Below are 16691 nucleotides of genomic sequence, written 5' to 3'. Positions count from 1 at the left end.
CAACCTTCACGTGCGGGCCATTCCGGCGAGTCATACTGTTTTGCCTGGATTCACCGTATCAGCTACACCCTGCAAGCGATGCATATCCTTGGTTCCTGGCGCGCCCTGCGCCGCTCCACCGGTCCGCGTACCCTGCTGCCGGCGATCCTGCTGCTGCTTGGCGGCTGTACTGCGGGCGGCCTCGGCGGGAATAGCGAGGTGGCATCGGCCGCCCCGCCACCCCCGGCGGACCCCTTGACCGCCTTCGTCGCCCAGGCGGCCCCCGGAACCGCCTCGCGGGTCGTGCTCGCGGATGGCCGCCCGGCCACGGTCCGTGTCGCGCGGGCCTATATCGCGGCGAGTGGGCGGGAATGCCGGGAGGTGCTGATCGGCACCGGCTCGCTCGAGCGCGCGCAGCTCCTCTGCCAGGGCGAGGGCGGAGCCTGGGCGCAGGCGCGCCCGCTGCTCCGCGGCGGCGGGATACCGCGCTGATGAGCGAGACCGGCTGGGGCGGCTATCGCACGGCCGGGGACGGGGGCGGCCTCGGCCGCACCCTGGAGGGATTCCGCCGCCAGGCCACGGTGGTACACGCGCTGCTGCTGCGCGAGATGCAGACGCGCTTCGGCCGCAACCAGCTGGGCTTCCTGTGGCTGTTCCTCGAGCCGCTGATGCTCGCCGGAGCGATCGCAACGCTGAAGTCCAGCTTCGAGTTCGGGCACAGCATCCCGGGCGTCTCGATGTTCGTCTTCGCCCTGGTCAGCTACCTGCCCTACTTCACCTTCCGCGCCATCATCTCCCGCGCGCCGGGCACGCTGCGGGCCAACATGACGCTGCTGTACCACTCGCGCGTGAAGATGCTGGACGTGGTGCTGGCGCGGCACCTGCTTGAGATGGCGGCGGTGGTCACGGTGATGGCGATGATCGTCGTCGGCGTCGCGATCTGGGGCGACCAGCCGCCGGCCGACATCCCCACCCTGCTGATCGGCATCGTGCTGCTGTTCCTGCTGGCGCAGGGCCTCGGGCTGATGGCGGCTGCGGTCTCCGCCGTCTCGGAGATCGCCGAGCGGCTGATCCATCCGCTGATCTATCTCAGCCTGCCGCTGTCCGGCGCGCTGGTGCCGCTGCACGTGCTGGATCCGATGATCCGCGACCTGATGCTGTGGAACCCGCAGGCGAACATCCACGAGATGGTGCGAGATGGCTTCTTCGGCGACCTGCTCCCGAGCTACTACAGCGTGGGCTACGTGCTGTTCTGGGTGGGACTGTTCAACCTGCTCGGGCTGGCGGCGCTGCGCGCCGTGCGCCCGAAGCTCGAATTCTGAGCGCGCGCCATGATCCTGCTCGAGGATGTCAGCAAGTTCTACGAGGTGCGCGGAAGGGGGAAGCGCTGGATCCTGCGCGACACCACCGCGGTGATCCGCCCGGGCGACCGGCTCGGCATCCTCGGGCGCAACGGCTCGGGCAAGTCGACGCTGATGCGCCTGCTCGGCGGCGTCGAGTATCCCACGCGCGGGCGGATCGAGCGGCGCATGTCCGTCTCCTGGCCGCTGGCGCACGGCATCGGCGTGCACAGCTCGCTCAGCGGCGCCGACAATGCACGCTTCGTCGCGCGCATCTACGAGAAGCCGGTCGAGGAGCTGGTGCAGGCGGTGGACGACTTCGCCGAGCTCGGCGACTACATGTACATGCCGGTCTCGACCTACTCGGCCGGCATGATGTCGCGCCTGCTGCTCGGCCTGTCGCTGGCGATGGACTTCGACTGCTACCTGATCGACGAGGCGACGAGCGTCGGCGACCAGCGCTTCATGGAGCGCACCCAGCACATCCTTGAGACGCGCCTGCGCAGCCGCGCCCTGGTGATGGTGAGCCATCAGCCCTGGCATGTCCGCACCTTCTGCGAAACCGCCGCGATCCTCCATGAGGGCCGGCTGACCTTCTTCGAGGAACTCGATGAAGCTATCGCCACCTACGAGGCCCTCTGAACCGCTCGCCTCGGCGGGCGCCGCGCCGCCGCTGGTGCTGCAGGGCGGGAAGCCCGCGCGGCGCGCTGCCGCCGGCCGCGGCATGGGCGTGCGCCACTGGTTCGCGCTGCTCGTGCTGCTGCCGACGCTGATCGTCGGCGCGTACTACGTGTTCTACGCGGCGAACATCTACGAGTCGGAAGCCCGCTTCCTGGTGCGCAACCGCGGCGGCGGCGGCGGCAGCGCCGTGGACGCACTCGCCGGGCGCGCCGGCGGCATCGCCAGCGCGATCTCCGGCGCCCGCTCCGGCATGGAGGAATCGCGGGCCGTCGCCGCCTGGATCGGCAGCTACGCGGCGGTCAACACCATCCGCGGCGACATCGACCTGGTGGAGATGTGGCGCCGGCCGGAGGCAGATGTCGTCAGCGAGCTCTGGTGGGAGACGCCGCAGCTCGAATGGCTGGCGTGGTATTTCCGCCGCCGCGTGATCGTCACCCTGGACCCCGAGACGGGTGTGATGCAGCTGCGCGTGCATGCCTTCCGACCGGCTGACGCGCATCGCCTGGCGGAGGAAGTGCTGCGCCGGTCGGAGGAGCTGGTGAACACCTTCACCGCGCGCAGCATCGCCGACACGCTGCGCGCCGCGCAGGCGGACGTGGACAAGGCCGAGCGCCGCGTGCTCGCCGCACGCGAGGCGCTGATCGGCTTCCGCGAGCGCGAGCAGGCCTTCGACCCGGCCAGCACCGCGACCGGCGCGGTGACCACCATCACGCAGCTGCAGGGCGCGCTGGCGCAGGCGCGCACCGAATACGAGGAACGGCGGCGCTTCATGCGGCCCGACAACCCGCAGCTGCAGGTGCTGCAGAACCGCGTCGCCGCGCTGCAGCAGCAGATCGCGACGGAGCGCGCGCGCGTCACCCGCGGCGAGGAGGCGCTGACCCAGCAGGTGGCCGCCTTCGAGCGGCTGGAGCTCGAGCGGATGATGGCGGATCGCGAGCTCGCCTCCGCCGTCGGCTCGCTGGAGGCGGCGCGGTCCGATGCGCTGCGCCAACAGGTCTTCGTGATGCGGGTCTCCGAGCCTCAGATGCCCGAATACCCGCTCTATCCCCGGGCGACCTTCAACACCCTGACCGTCTTCGTCAGCCTCTCGGTGCTGTTCGGCATCGGCTGGCTGCTGGTGGTGAGTGCACGCGAGCATGCGAGCTGAGATGACCCTGCGACGTTTCGGCCTTCCCGTCCTTCTCGCCCTCGCGCTGCTGCATGCGCTGCCGGTCGCGGCACAGCTTCCGCCGCCGGGGCTCGCCCCGCGCGGCGCGGCGCCGCCGGCCGCGCAGCCCCTGCCGCCCGGCGCGCCGCAGGGCGTGGACGCGCTGCTGAACCGCAACGACCCGATCAGCACCCAGCGGCTCGGCACCGCGACGCAGGCCGAGGGCGGGGCGATCGCGGTCGGGCCGCTCGGCGACCCGATGCGCGTGCCGGGCCCCGCCACGGCGGTGTTCGGCGCGACGCTGTTCAACCGCGCACCGCCGAGCCCGGCCGACACGCCGAACCCGAACTACGTGCTGGGGCCGGGCGATCGCGTCTCCATCACCATCTGGGGCTTCGTCGAAGGCTCGGTGCAGTCCATCATCGACCAGGACGGCAATGTCTTCATCCCGCAGGTCGGGCCGATCCGCCTTGCCGGCACGCGCGCCGGCGACATCCAGCGCGTGGTCGAGTCCGAGGTGCGCCGCGTCTATGCGCAGCAGGTGCAGGTCTATGCGACGGTGCTCTCCACCGGCTCGCTCGGCGTCTTCGTCACCGGCTATGTGCGCCTGCCGGGCCGGCATCTCGGCGCCGCCTCGGAAAGCGTGATCGACTACCTGGCGCGTGCGGGCGGCGTGGATCCCGGGCGCGGCTCCTTCCGCAACATCGTGGTCCGCCGCGGCGGGCGCGACGTGGCGCGGGTGGACCTCTACAACTTCCTGCTCAGCGGCTCCCTGCCGCAGATCAGCCTGCAGCAGGGCGACACGATCGTGGTCGCGCCGCAGGGCGCGCTGGTGGGCGCGGACGGCTCGGTGCGCAACAACTTCCTCTTCGAGGTGGCGGGCCGCGCCATGGCGGGCTCGGAGCTGCTGCGCCTGGCCGCACCGCTGCCGGCCGCGACCAATGCCGTGATCCGCGGCACCCGCGGCGGCCAGCCCTTCGCGCGCTACGTCACGGTGCGCGAGCTGTCCTCCGCGCAGCTGCTCGACCAGGACACGGTCAGCTTCATCACCGACGCGCCGGCGCCGACCGTGCGCGTCAGCGTGGAGGGCAGCCGGATCGGGCCTTCGGTGCTGATCGCCGACCGCGACGCCTCGCTCTGCACGGTGCTCGACTACATCGAGGTGGATCCGCGCCTGGCGAACACCCGCGGCGTCTTCCTGCTGCGGCCCGGCCTGGCGCAGGCGCAGCAGCGAACCATCAACGAGGCGCTGGACCGGCTTGAGCGGCAGCTCTTCCTCGCGGTGTCGGCGACGACGGGCGTGGCGCAGATCCGCGCCTCCGAGGCCAACCTGGTCGCCAGCTACATCCAGCGCGCGCGGCGCACGGCGCCGGAAGGGCGGCTGGTGGTGATGGACCGCAGCGGGCGCTGCGCCGATGTCCGGGTGCAGGATGGCGACACCATCGTCATCCCCGAACGCGTCGAGACGGTGCTGGTCGGCGGCGAGGTGCGCGCGCCGCAGGCGGTGGTCTGGCGGCAGAATATGCGCCTCTCCGACTACATCGAGGCGGCGGGCGGCTTCGCCGAGCGTGGATCCAGCGGCTCGGTGATGATCCGCAAGGCCTCCGGCCGGCTGATCCTCGATGCGAACGAGGCGCCGGAGCCGGGCGACGAGGTCGTCGCCCTGCCGATGCTCGATCCGAAATACTTCCAGATCGGCAGCGACCTGCTGAACGTGATCTTCCAGACCGCGCTGGTGTATCGGACCTTCGATTGAGGTAGGGGGCCGGCGCCTACGCCGGCTCCGGCCAGACGAAGCGCAGGCGTTCCAGGAAGGAGAGGCGCGCCGCAAGGTCGTCCGGCGCGCAGGCCATCACGGCGACCACGCCGATGCCGACGGGCGCGCCCTCCTCCTGCTCCTCCGCATCCGCGGGTGCCGCCTCGATCGCGAGTTCGGCGACCGGGCCGGGCTCGGCAAGTTCGAGCACGATCACGGGCCGCGCGCCGGCGGCGACCTGCACCTCCCGCCGCGCCCCGCGGCCGAGGCGCAGCACGACATCCCGCGGCGCGGCGGCGCCGCGCAGGGCGAGATGCAGGCGCAGCGGCCCCGCGCAGGGTGGCAGCGGCAGCCGCAGCAGCGTGCGGCCGGGCCGCGTCCAGCAGCCCCACGCCTCCGGCGGGAGCCAGCCGCCACCGTCGCGCAGCAGGTCCGACCACAGCATGACGGCTGCGGGTTGCGCGGCGGCCGCCTCGCCCAGGCGATGCACCAGGCCGAGCGGCGGCGGCGGCAGGCCGGCCGTCGGTTCCGGCGGCATGGCGGCGAGCGTCGCGACAAGCTCCGCCGCCACGGCGCGCCAGTTGCGCAGCCTCCTTCCCTCGGCGATGCGCGCCTCGGCGGCTTCGCGGAAGCCCGGTTCGAGGAGCAGCCGCTCGACCAGGGCCAGGAACTCGGGTTCGCTGCCTGGCGCGTAGTGCAGCGCAAGCCCCTGGCCTGATTCCAGCAGGCCCGAATGCGCCGGCGCCACCACGACCTTGCCGGCCGCCAGCGCCTCGGTGACCGGCAGCCCCCAGCCTTCGTGCTGCGAGTGGTAGATCGTGAAGAGCGCGCCCGCGTAGAGCCGATGCAGCGCGTCGTCCGCCACGTCGTCCAGCCAGATGACGCGCCCGGCCAGCGCCGGGGCGCGCTGCAGCAGCGCGACCGCCGGGCCGGACTGGAAGCCGGCGCGGCCGACCAGAACCAGCGGCGGCACCGCCGCGCCATGCCGGCGCAGCAGCGCCAGCCAGGCGTTCAGGACGAAGAGATGGTCCTTGCGGCTCTCGATGGTGGCGACGAACAGGACATAGGGCGCGCCCAGCAATTCCGCCTCGCGCGGATGCGCCGCGCCGGCCTGCGGCGGCGGCAGGGGCGCGTCGGGGCGCAGCAGGCGCAGGGGCGGGAAGGGCAGGCCGGCCAGGGCCTGCGCCGCAAGCCGCGCCACATCGCCGCGCGTCGCCTCCGAGACGGCCAGGACCAGGTCCGCGGTGCCGGCCAGCGCGGCGAACCAGCGCGCGAAGCGCGCGGCGGCGGCGGGCTCGCTGTGCTCCGGCGCCAGCACCGGGCCGGCGTCATGCACCAGCGCCGCATAGCGCAGGCCGCGCGCCGCGCGCGCGGCGCGTACCGCCTGGTCATAGCCATCCAGCCACCAGGCCGTGCCGAGATTGACCAGCCAGGCCCCTTCCGGGAAGGCGAAGTCCGGCGCGGCCGCCAGCACCGCCTCCACCTGGGCGCGGCTGGTGGCCCATTCGACCTCCCGCGCATCGGCGCCCATGCGGGACAGCGCCCTCAGGCGCTGGAACGCCTCGGGCGGCAATTCGCGCCAGGCGCCGCGCTCCGGGCGGAACACGGCCAGGCGCAGGTCGGCCGGCGCGGCATCCGGCGCCGCGGCGGCGGCCGCGATCTCCATCTGGATGCGCTGGATGCCGCTCGGGGCGCGATGCGTGCCGAACCAGGACAGCAGGTCCGAGACGTCGAGCACGAGGCGGAGGTCGTCCAGCAGGCGCAGCCGCTGCGGCGCCAGGTCGATGCCGGGCGTGGTCAGCAGCCCCACCGCCTCCTGCCAGGCGGTCCCATGCGCCGGGTCGAGCTCCAGCGCGCGCCCATAGGCCTCGCGGGCGCCCGCCAGGTCGCCGGTGAGCTTGAGCGCGTGCCCGATCTGCAGCTGCAGGTCGGCATCGGCCGGCAGCCCGGCCTCGGCGCGGCGATAGGAGGCGAGCGCGCCGGCGGGATCGCCGGCCTCCTTCACGCAATGGCCGTGCTGGATCCAGGCGCCCCAATCCTGCGGCCGGGCGGCGAGATGCGCGGCATAGGCGGCCGCCGCCCCGCGCCAGTCGCCGGCAATGCGCCGCGCCGCGGCCTCAACGAGCGGGCCGCCGGCCGGATCGGTCCCGCTCTCGGTCGGCAACGGCGCATCGGCGGACATGGCCCCCATCCGTAGCCTGCCCGCCCCGGAGGCGAAAGCGGAGAGCCCGCGGGGCTCAGGCGAAGGCGTAGTCGGTCGCGTGGATCGTGGTGGCGTTGCTGAACCGGATCACTGCCGACGCCAGCCCGTCGCCCGAGCTCACCAGCCAGTCCGTCGTGGTCAGCCGGGTCAGTTGCGCGCCCTCCACGGCGGTGCCGAAGCCGAGGAAGAGCAGGCTGTCGCCCGCCAGCGCGCCGCCGCCGGCGAAATCCGTCACCACGTCGCCATCCGCCTCCCCGGCGAGGAAGACGAAGACGTCGAGGCCCGCGCCGCCCGTCAGGGTGTCGGCGCCGGCGCCGCCATCCAGCGTGTCGCCGGCCGCACCGCCGGTCAGCCGGTTCGCCAGCGCGTTGCCGGTTCCCGCGAAGCCCTGGGCGCCGGCATAGACGAGCTGCTCCACCTCCGCGTAGGGGGCGAGGCTGAAGGTGGCCAGCGTGGTGCGCACGGTGTCGAGGCCGCCCGCCTCCACGATCACGTCGCCCGCCTCGTCGATCAGGTAGGTGTCGTTGCCGGAACCGCCCGCCAGCGTGTCCGGGCCCGCGCCGCCGTCCAGCGTGTCGGCGCCGATGCCGCCGGTCAGCGCATTGGCCGCGGCGTTCCCGGTGCCGCGGAAATTGCCGGCGCCGGTGTAGACCAGCGCCTCGAGCTCGGCGCCGAGGGTCCAGGAGGAGAGCGCGGTGCGCACCGTGTCGAAGCCGCCGCCGGGCAGTTCCACCGCGCGGTCGAGCAGGTTGTCCACCACGTGGACGTCGTCGCCGAGGCCGCCGGTCAGCGTGTCCGCGCCGGTGCCGCCGTTCAGCGTATCGGCGCCGTCGCCGCCGGTGATCGTGTTCGCGGAAGTGTTGCCGGTGCCCGCGAAGTCGCCGGTGCCGATGAAGACCAGCGCCTCGACGCCGGCGGCGAGCGTGTGGGCGCCGAGCGTGGTGAGCACGGTGTCGGTGCCGCCGCCCGTCGCCTCCAGCACGCGGTCGCCGGCGTCGGTCACGAGGAAGGTGTCGTTGCCCAGGCCGCCAGCCAGGCTGTCCGCGCCCTCCCCGCCCACCAGCGTGTCGTTCCCCGCGCCGCCGGACAGCGTGTCGCCGCCCTGCCCGCCTTCCAGCGAATCGCCCTGCGCGCCGCCCGTGATCCGGTTGGCCAGCGCGTTGCCGGTGCCGGTGAAGGCGAGCGTGCCGGTGAAGGTGAGGTTCTCGACCGTGGCGAGCGGCACCAGGTCGTAGGCGGCGAGCGTGGTCAGCACCGTGTCGATGCCGCCGCCGGTCTCGACGATGACGTCGCCGGCGCTGTCCACGACATAGATGTCGTTGCCGGCGCCGCCGGTCAGCGTGTCCAGTCCCGCGCCGCCATCCAGCGTGTCCGCCGATGTGCCGCCGGTGATCCGGTTGTCGCCGGCATTGCCGACGCCGCGGAAGGTGGCGGTGCTTGTGTAGGTCAGGTGCTCGAGCTCGGCGCCGAGCGTGTAGCTGCGCAGGATGGTGCGCACCGTGTCCGTGCCGCCGCCCGCACTCTCCTGGATGCGGTCCAGCGTGCTGTCGAGGACGTAGGTATCGTCGCCGCCGCCGCCCGTCAGCGTGTCGGCGCCGGCCCCGCCATCGAGCGTGTCGGCGCCCGCGCCGGCGGCGATCGCGTTGGCGAGCGTATTGCCCGTGCCGGCGAAGTTGCCGGTGCCGATGAAGGAGAGCGCCTCGACATAGAGCGGAAGGACATAGGCGTTCAGCGTGGTGCGCACGGTATCGAGGCCGGCGCCGGTCAGCTCCAGCACGCGGTCGCCCGCCTCGTCCACGATGAAGATGTCGTCGCCGGCGCCGCCGGCCATGCTGTCGGCGCCGCTGCCGCCGTCGAGCGTGTCGGCGCCCGATCCGCCGGAGAGCGTGTCGTTGCCCTGCTCGCCCGCGAGCGAGTCGGCATCGGCGCCGCCGATGATCCGGTTCGCGATGTCGTTGCCTTGCGCCACGAAGCCGCCGGTGCCGATGAAGGTCAGGTTCTCCACCTCCGCCGCCAGCACATGCAGGCCGAAGCTGGTGCGGACCTCGTCCAGTCCCGCGCCGGGCACTTCCAGCACGCGGTCGCCGGCATCGTTCACGACATAGAGATCGTTGCCGGCGCCGCCGGCCATGCTGTCCGCGCCCGCGCCGCCATCGAGCGTGTCGGCACCGACCTCGCCCGACAGCGTGTCGTCGCCGCCCTCGCCGGCGAGGCGGTTGTTGCCGGCGTTGCCCAGCAGGCGGTTGTCGAGCCCGTTGCCGGTGCCGCTGACGCCGGCGCCGCCCGTCAGCGTCAGGTTCTCCACGTTGTCGGGCAGCACATAGGACAGCGCGGTGACGATGCCGTCCACGCCTTCGTCGGCCGCTTCCTCCACGCGGTCGCCTATCTCGTTGACGTAGTAGAGGTCGTCGCCCGCGCCGCCCTGCAGGGTGTCCGCGCCGAGACCGCCATCCAGCGTGTCGTCGCCGGCGCCGCCGGCCAGCAGGTTGGCCGCCCCGTTGCCGGTGCCCGCGAAGCCGCCCTCGCCGACGAAGACGAGGCCCTCGAAGTTCAGGGCGAGCGTGTAGGCCGACAGCGTGGTGAGGATCGTGTCGTTGCCCGCGCCCGACGCCTCCGTGATGCGGTCGCCGGCATCGTTCACGAGGTAGGTGTCGTTCCCGACGCCGCCGACCAGGCTGTCCGCGCCGGGGCCTCCCGCCAGCAGATCGTCGCTCGCGCCGCCGACGAAGATGTCGCCCGTGAAGTCGAAGGCATAGCTGCCGGCATAGGCGTTGCCCGTCACGGCGATCGGAATGCCGGTGACGGCGCTGCCGTCCATGCGGTTGAGCAGGATGGTCGCGCCGTCGGGGCGGTCATTGACGAACTGGTTGCCCTCGACGAGCAGCGAATTGGCCGGGTAGCTCAGCCCCTCGCCGGCATAGGAGATGAGGTGCTTGTTGACCGAATAGGGACCCTTGGCGATGACGTTGTCGCGGATCACCGCGACGCCGCCATTCGAGATGTCGATGGAATAGCTCGAGCCGAAGCCGGTCTTGCCGAGCTGCGGCAGGTCCTCGATGCGGTTGCTGATGATGGTGTTGACCGCCGCCCGTGTCTTGATCTGGTGGCCCTGCGAGAAGACCGAGTGGATGTAGTTGTCCTCGATCAGCGCGGTGGTGGCGGCGTTGATGTAGATGTTGTGGCACTTGCCGCCCGCGGCGTAGGGGCTGCCGGGTGGGGCACCGTTGTTGCTGAACTCGGAATTGCGGATGACCACGTTCATCCCGCCCGGCGGGCTCGACGCATTGGCCGAGCCGACCAGCACGCCGTTCTCGTTGCCGTGGAAGTAGCAGCGCTCGATGGTGAGGTTGCCGTTGCCGGATTCGTGCAGCAGGCCGGCGCCGTTGGTGTCGGGGCCGGGCCGGGCCGCGCCGTAGACCTCCAGCCCGACCAGCGTCAGTTCCACGCCGAGATTGCCCGGCACGTTCAGGATGGCGCGGCCGTCCACCGTCAGCGGCGTGGCGCGCGTCAGCGCCGCCATGCCGTCGTCGCAGCGGATCGTCAGGCTGTGGGTGAGGTCCGGGAAGTCCTCGACATAGCTGCCGGGCGCGAGGATGAGGACGTCATGCGGCTGCGACGCGAGGATCGCCTCGCTCAGCGTCGCGAAAGAGGCGCCGCTGGTCTGGTTGAAGACCGCGTCCATCCCTGCCCCCGGCGGAGTCTGTCACATATTCGGCCGCAAACATGCCGAATTTGGACGGTTCCCGCAACGAGGGATGCTGCGCGGGGCTGGCGGCGGCGCCCTGCCGGGGTGGCGCCTCGGAGGCCCGGCGGCCCGCCCCGTCAGGCGCGGCCGTAGGTGTCCTCGAAGCGGACGATGTCGTCCTCGCCGAGATAGGACCCGACCTGCACCTCGATCAGCGTCAGCGGGATCATCCCCGGATTCTCCAGCCGGTGGACGCAGCCGAGCGGCAGGTAGACGCTCTCGTTCTCGCGCAGCAGGATGCGTTCCTTGTCGCGCTCGACGATGGCGGTGCCGTCCACCACCACCCAGTGCTCGGCGCGGTGGAAATGCTTCTGCAGGCTCAGCTTGGCGCCCGGCCGCACCATGATGCGCTTCACCTGGAAGCGGCTGCCCAGCGCGATGCCCTCGTAGCTGCCCCAGGGGCGGTAGACGCGGCGGTGCTCCGTCGCCTCCCTGCGCTTCTCGGCCTTCAGCTTCTCGACCAGCAGCTTCACGTCCTGCGCGCGGTCGCGGCGGCAGGCGAGCACCGCGTCGTCGGTGACGACCAGCACCACGTCCTCCAGCCCCACCACGCCGGCCAGGATGCCTTCCGAGCGGACGAAGCAGTTGCGGGCATCGACCAGCGCGACGGGACCCACGGTGGCATTCCCGGCCGCGTCCTTCGGCGTGATGTCCCACATCGAGCCCCAGGAGCCGACATCGGACCAGCCGGGATCGCAGGGCACCACGGCGGCCAGCGCGGTGCGCTCCATGATCGCATAGTCCACCGAGATGGACGGCGCGGCGGCGAAGCCCTTGCCGAGGCGCACGAAGCCAAGGTCCCGGCTGGCATCCGCCACCGCCTCCCGCACCGCGGCGAGCACGGAGGGGGCGTGCGCCTCGAACTCCTCGAGCAGGGTGCGGGCGGTCGCGACGAACATGCCGCTGTTCCAGAGATGCCGGCCGCCCGCCACCAGGTCGGCGGCCTTGGCGGCGTCCGGCTTCTCCAGGAAGCGGGCGACGGCCTGCGCGGCATGGCCGCCAGCCTCGGTGCCGGGCAGGGCGGCGCCGGTCTCGATGTAGCCGTAGCCGGTCTCGGGGTGGGTGGGGCGGATGCCGAAGGTGACGATCCGGCCGGCGCGGGCGGCGGCGGCGGCGGCCTCCAGCGCGCCGAGCAGGGCGGGCACGTCCTTGATCGCGTGGTCGGCGGCCAGGATCCACATCACCGCGTCCGGCCGGTGCTCGCCGACCAGCAGCGCGGCGGCGGCGATGGCGGCGGCGGAGTTCCGGGCCACCGGCTCCAGCACAACCTGCCCGCCTTCCTGCCCGATTTCGCGCAACTGCTCGGCAACGAGGAAGCGATGGGATTCGCTGCAGACCACGACAGGCGGCGCGAAGCCCGGGCCGGTGGCGCGCCAGGACGTCTCCTGCAGCATGGTGCGGCCGGCGGCGAGCGGCCAGAACTGCTTCGGATAGCCCTCCCGCGACAGCGGCCAGAGGCGCGTGCCGGTGCCGCCGGAGAGGATCACGGGCACGATCTGGTCGGCGGTCGCTGCGGACATGCGGGAATCCTGCCTGAACTTTCGCAACCGGCGCGAGCCGGCGGAGGCGGTATGTCGCAGCCCCCAAAAAAAGGGAAGGCAGCCTTGGGGCGGGGGCGCCGGCGGGTGCCGGGCATGCATGCCGGGCGGGGCGATTCAGCCCGGCAGTGGCAGCGGGTCGGCCAGCGCCTCGGCCGGCAGCGCTCGGTCGCGGCCGGCCCGCTTCGCCGCATAGAGCGCGGCATCCGCCGCCTCGATGACCTTCCCGACCTGCTCCCCATGCTCGGGCCAGGCGGCCACGCCGATCGAGACGGTGACCTGCGGCAGGGCGCCCGATGCCCCGCCGTGCAGGCCGCGCACCTGGTCGCAGAGCTCGCGCGCCCGGACCAGCGCCTCGGCCGCGTTGCAGTCGGGCATCAGCACGATCAGCTCCTCCCCGCCATAGCGGCAGGCGAGGTCCATGCGGCGCAGCCGCGCCTGCAGCAGGCGCCCGACCTCCCGCAGCACGGCATCCCCCGCGGCATGGCCGTAACGGTCGTTGACCTGCTTGAAGTGATCGAGATCGAGCATCAGCACCGCGAGGGAGGCGCTGCGCCGTTCCGCATGCGCCACCAGGCGCGGCAGCGTCTCGTCCAGGAAGCGGCGATTGTGCAGGCCTGTCAGCTCGTCGCGCAGCGCCTGGCTGCGCAGCTGCTCCCGGAGCGCGAGATTGGCCAGCGCGAGGGAGACGCCATCGGCCAGCGCCTGCGCGAGCTCGATCTCCGTCGTGCTCATCGTGCGCCGCTCCGGATGGAAGAAGCTCAGCACGCCATAGACCTCGCCGCGCGCCTGCATCGGCACGCAGAGCAGGCAGGTCTCGGCCTCGCCGAGATGGTCGCAGCGGAGGTTCTCGCCGGTGGCGGGGCCATGCGGGCGGCCGCGCTTCAGCGCCCAGCATTCGTCAGGCGCGAAATGCTCCGGCAGGTCGGGCGGCAGGCCGCGCGCGCCCCAGAGGCCGAGCATGTCCAGCCGGTCGCGGGAATTGTTGAAGATGTAGAAGGCGCCGGAAAGGTCCGGCAGCAGTTCCGCCGCGGTGTGGGAGACGACGCGGCGGATGTCCTCCGGCGCGTGGCTGCTCTGCAGCAGCTCGCCCATGCGGAACAGCGCCGCGACCTCCCGCCCGCGCGCATCCATCGCGGCGCGCGCGCGCTCCGCCGCGGCGCGACGGCGCGCGAGCTGCCCGACGGCGCCGAGCAGCATGGCGAGCATCAGCAGCGAAGAAGCGCCGACCAGCAGCAGTCCCGCCGCCTGCCCCTCGCGCAGTTCGGCGTCCAGCGCGCCGAGTTCCTCCTCGATGTTGCTGCGGAAGCTGCCCAGCACCTCGCGCAGCTGCGCGACGGCGGAGAGGCCGCCGCCCTGCACGACCGCCTGGCGCGTGGCGTCCAGCGCCCCGGATTCGATCATCGCATGCGCCTGGTCGCGGACGCGCAGCACATGCTCCAGCATCTCCCCCACGGGTGGCAGGCCGCGCGCGGCGAGCGGGCCTGCGAGCCGCGCCGCCAACTCCCGGCCCTGCGTGGCGAGCGCATCGCCGGCGCGCAGCGAGGCGTCGCGATCCTCCATGCGGCCCGAGATCATCCAGTGGCGGATCACCGCCTGGCTTTCGGCGACCAGCAGCAGCAGCCGCTGCGCGTCGGCCACCTTGCGATGCAGCGTGACGATGCGATCCTGCTTGTGCTTCAGGTGGCGATGGCTCTGCAGGGCGGCGCCGGCGCCCAGGGCGGTGACAAGGAACAGGCCGCCGGCAAGCAGGATCGCTCGCGATCGGCGGCGAATCAGCCGGATCGTCATGGCGCAATCTTCCGCTGGGGCAACTTAAAGCCGTCCTAATGGCAAGGTTGCGGCCGCTGCGCCCCGCCGCTACCCATGCAGCATAGCGTCCGGACGGGCCATCCAAGGCCTGCCGCCATCGGGGAGGTCACCCATGCCCATCGCCGCCACGCGCCGCGCCGTCCTGCTGGCCGGCGCCGGCCTGCTCGCCGCACCCTCGCTGCATGCCCAGGGCACGCAGGGGCGTTTCCCGGACCGGCCGATCCGCCTGATCGTCCCCTGGGCCGCGGGCGGCACGACGGATGTGCAGATGCGCGCCTTCGGCGAGCAGGTCGCCAAGCGGCTCGGCCAGCCGGTGATCATCGACAACAAGCCCGGCGCGGGCGGCGTGCTCGGGCCGCAGTCGCTGCTGCAGGAGCGGCCCGACGGCTACACCGTGTCGCAGATGCCCATCAGCGTGTTCCGCCATCCGCAGATGGCGCAGCGGGCGCTGTTCAACCCGCTGGAGGATTTCACCTATGTCAGCCACATCACCGGCTACCTGTTCGGCACGGTGGTGCGCGCCGACGCGCCCTGGCGGACGCTGGGCGATCTGCTGGACTACGCCAAGGCCAATCCCGGCAAGGTGAACTACGGCACGCCGGGCGTCGGCACCTCGCTGCACATCACCATGGAGCAGATCGCCGGCACCCGCGGCATCGAGTGGACGCATGTGCCCTTCCGCGGCTGGGCGGAGAACGCGCAGGCGCTGCTCGGCGGGCAGATCCAGGTGAGCTCCGACAGCTCCGGCTGGGCGGAGCTGGTGAAGTCGGGCCAGATGCGGCTGCTGGCGGTCTGGAGCGCGGAGCGCGCCAAGCGCTTCCCGGAGACGCCGACGCTGCGCGAGAGCGGCATCGACATCGTCTCCGCCTCGCCCTACGGCATCGCCGGCCCGAAAGGCATGAACCCGGAGGTGGTGCGGGTGCTGGACGCGGCGTTCCGCGCGGCGCTGTTCGACCCGGCGCATGTCGCGATCCTGGATCGCTTCGACATGGCGCCCTGGTATCTCGGCCCGGCCGAATACGACGCCTTCGCGCGCAAGCAGTTCGCCGAGGAAGGCGCGATGATCCGCCGCCTCGGGCTGCGGCTTTAGGCGCCAGCCATCGTCGCCTTGGGCACCGCCCATCTCCGCTGCGGCGACGACCTGCGGGCGCGTCTGCCCGCGGCGGGATGGGCCGGCGACTACCTCGCCTTCGCCGATCCGGTCTGCCAGGGGCCGGTCGGCGCGGACGGGCTGATGGCCTATCTCGGCATCCGCGCGCGCTTCGTCGCGCTGCATTACGGCGCGGCGCTGCAGGATGTGCGGCTGCGCCTCGGCGCCGAATACGCCGCGCTGAACGGGCTCGACCGGTTCGAGCGGGTGCTGCTGTGGTTCGAGCACGATCTGTGGGACCAGGCGGCGCTGATCCGCGTGCTGGGGTTGCTGGCGGAGCGCCGCGCGCTGGAGGGGCGGCTGTTCCTGATGCCCGCCGATGGCGTGCGCCCCTTTGCGGCCCTGCCCGATGCCGAACTGGCTGCGCTGGCGCCGGCGCCGCTGACGCGGGCCCAGCTCGAAGCGGGGGCGCTGGCCTGGGAGGGCTTCGCGGCGGAGGATCCCCGCACCCTGGACGGGCTGTGGCGCCGCCCTTCGCCCTTGCCCCATCTGAGCGCGGCGATGCGTCGCCACCTGCAGGACCTGCCCTGGACGACGGATGGCCTGGCCCTGACCGAGCGGCTGCTGCTGCAGGCCGTGGCGGCCGGCGCCAGCGAGGACGGCGCGGTGCTGCGCGCGATGCTGGCGGCGGACCCGGTGTTCCAGGTGACGGACCTGATCATCCTCGACCTCCGCGCGCGCCTGGCCGAGGGGCCGCGCCGGCTGCTGGAACGCGGCGCGGCCTGGCGCCTGACGGCGCAAGGCGAGGCGGTGCTGCGCGGCGAAGCGCGGCACGTGCCGGCGCCGCGCTTCCAGGGCGGTGTCACGGTGGGGCCGAACGCGCCCTGGTGCTGGGACCCGCGCTTCGGCGGCGTGGTGGAGGCGCGCGCCTAGCCCTGCCGCAGCCCGGCGAAGAAGTCCCGCAGCAGGGCCGCGGCCTCGCTCTCCCGCACGCCGCCCACGACCTCGGGCGCGTGGTGGCAGGTGGGCTGGGCGAAGAAGCGCGGGCCGTGCTCCACCGCCCCGCCCTTCGGGTCATAGGCGCCGAAGACCACGCGCTTCACGCGGAAGAAGCTGGCGGCCGCGGCGCACATCGCGCAGGGCTCGAGCGTGACCCAGAGCGTCGCCTCCGGCAGGACCTTGTCGCCCGTGGCCGCGGCGGCTTCGCGCAGCGCCAGCATCTCGGCATGGGCGGAGGGATCGCGGCGCGCCTCCACCTCGTTGCCGGCGCGCGCCAGCACGGTGCCGGCGGAGTCCGTGACCACGGCGCCGACCGGCACCTCACCGCGCGCGGCGGCGGTGCGGGCCTCGGCCAGGGCGAGTTCCATCGGCGACATGCGCGATCCTTGCCGCGGCGCGGC

At 72.7% G+C, this 16691-nt stretch carries 12 protein-coding genes; 7 read left to right on the top strand and 5 right to left on the bottom strand.

Annotation, left to right across the window (positions count from 1 at the left end):
* The first annotated feature begins 78 nt into the window (after positions 1–78).
* From DFH01_RS07555 to DFH01_RS28970, 5 genes are read left to right on the top strand one after another with little or no spacing between them, the layout of a single operon-like run.
* On the top strand, positions 79–471 hold the full coding sequence (locus DFH01_RS07555; protein WP_109869707.1) for an RT0821/Lpp0805 family surface protein: 393 nt from the start codon (positions 79–81) through the stop codon (positions 469–471).
* The gene (locus tag DFH01_RS07550) at positions 471–1301 is read left to right on the top strand and encodes an ABC transporter permease (protein ID WP_158287647.1); all 831 of its coding nucleotides are present in this window, start codon (positions 471–473) and stop codon (positions 1299–1301) included. Before DFH01_RS07555 ends, DFH01_RS07550 begins: the two co-directional genes overlap by 1 nt.
* 9 nt (positions 1302–1310) lie before the next feature.
* On the top strand, positions 1311–1961 hold the full coding sequence (locus DFH01_RS07545; protein WP_109869705.1) for an ABC transporter ATP-binding protein: 651 nt from the start codon (positions 1311–1313) through the stop codon (positions 1959–1961).
* Positions 1930–3147, top strand: coding sequence for a KpsE/RkpR family capsule polysaccharide export protein (locus DFH01_RS07540; protein ID WP_146217008.1), 1218 nt, complete (start codon positions 1930–1932; stop codon positions 3145–3147). Before DFH01_RS07545 ends, DFH01_RS07540 begins: the two co-directional genes overlap by 32 nt.
* A gap of 1 nt (position 3148) precedes the next feature.
* The gene (locus tag DFH01_RS28970) at positions 3149–4903 is read left to right on the top strand and encodes a polysaccharide biosynthesis/export family protein (protein WP_269846218.1); all 1755 of its coding nucleotides are present in this window, start codon (positions 3149–3151) and stop codon (positions 4901–4903) included.
* Positions 4904–4919: 16 nt separating this feature from the next.
* On the opposite strand, the gene DFH01_RS07530 is transcribed toward DFH01_RS28970, so the two are convergent.
* From DFH01_RS07530 to DFH01_RS07515, 4 genes are all read right to left on the bottom strand, one after another.
* On the bottom strand, positions 4920–7085 hold the full coding sequence (locus tag DFH01_RS07530; protein ID WP_146217007.1) for a glycosyltransferase: 2166 nt from the start codon (positions 7083–7085) through the stop codon (positions 4920–4922).
* A 55-nt stretch (positions 7086–7140) separates the two neighbouring features.
* Positions 7141–10788, bottom strand: coding sequence for a right-handed parallel beta-helix repeat-containing protein (locus DFH01_RS07525; protein ID WP_109869701.1), 3648 nt, complete (start codon positions 10786–10788; stop codon positions 7141–7143).
* A 140-nt stretch (positions 10789–10928) separates the two neighbouring features.
* Positions 10929–12371: a mannose-1-phosphate guanylyltransferase/mannose-6-phosphate isomerase gene (locus DFH01_RS07520; protein ID WP_109869700.1), complete on the bottom strand. Its 1443-nt coding sequence runs from the start codon at positions 12369–12371 to the stop codon at positions 10929–10931.
* A 135-nt stretch (positions 12372–12506) separates the two neighbouring features.
* The gene (locus DFH01_RS07515; RefSeq protein ID WP_109869699.1) at positions 12507–14180 is read right to left on the bottom strand and encodes a GGDEF domain-containing protein; all 1674 of its coding nucleotides are present in this window, start codon (positions 14178–14180) and stop codon (positions 12507–12509) included.
* A 133-nt stretch (positions 14181–14313) separates the two neighbouring features.
* Here DFH01_RS07515 and DFH01_RS07510 point away from each other — a divergent pair, with 133 nt between their 5' ends.
* Both DFH01_RS07510 and DFH01_RS07505 read left to right on the top strand, forming a co-directional pair.
* On the top strand, positions 14314–15291 hold the full coding sequence (locus DFH01_RS07510; RefSeq protein WP_109869698.1) for a tripartite tricarboxylate transporter substrate binding protein: 978 nt from the start codon (positions 14314–14316) through the stop codon (positions 15289–15291).
* Positions 15292–15309: 18 nt separating this feature from the next.
* Positions 15310–16224, top strand: coding sequence for a hypothetical protein (locus DFH01_RS07505; RefSeq protein ID WP_109869697.1), 915 nt, complete (start codon positions 15310–15312; stop codon positions 16222–16224).
* Here DFH01_RS07505 and DFH01_RS07500 read toward each other — a convergent pair.
* The gene (locus DFH01_RS07500; RefSeq protein WP_109869984.1) at positions 16221–16658 is read right to left on the bottom strand and encodes a nucleoside deaminase; all 438 of its coding nucleotides are present in this window, start codon (positions 16656–16658) and stop codon (positions 16221–16223) included. The genes DFH01_RS07505 and DFH01_RS07500 overlap by 4 nt on opposite strands.
* Positions 16659–16691 lie beyond the last annotated feature (33 nt).

Source organism: Falsiroseomonas bella, from assembly GCF_003173615.1.
Classification (GTDB): domain Bacteria; phylum Pseudomonadota; class Alphaproteobacteria; order Acetobacterales; family Acetobacteraceae; genus Falsiroseomonas; species Falsiroseomonas bella.
The sequence above is the reverse complement of the archived record's forward strand: the minus strand, read 5'-3'. Positions and strand labels throughout refer to the sequence as shown.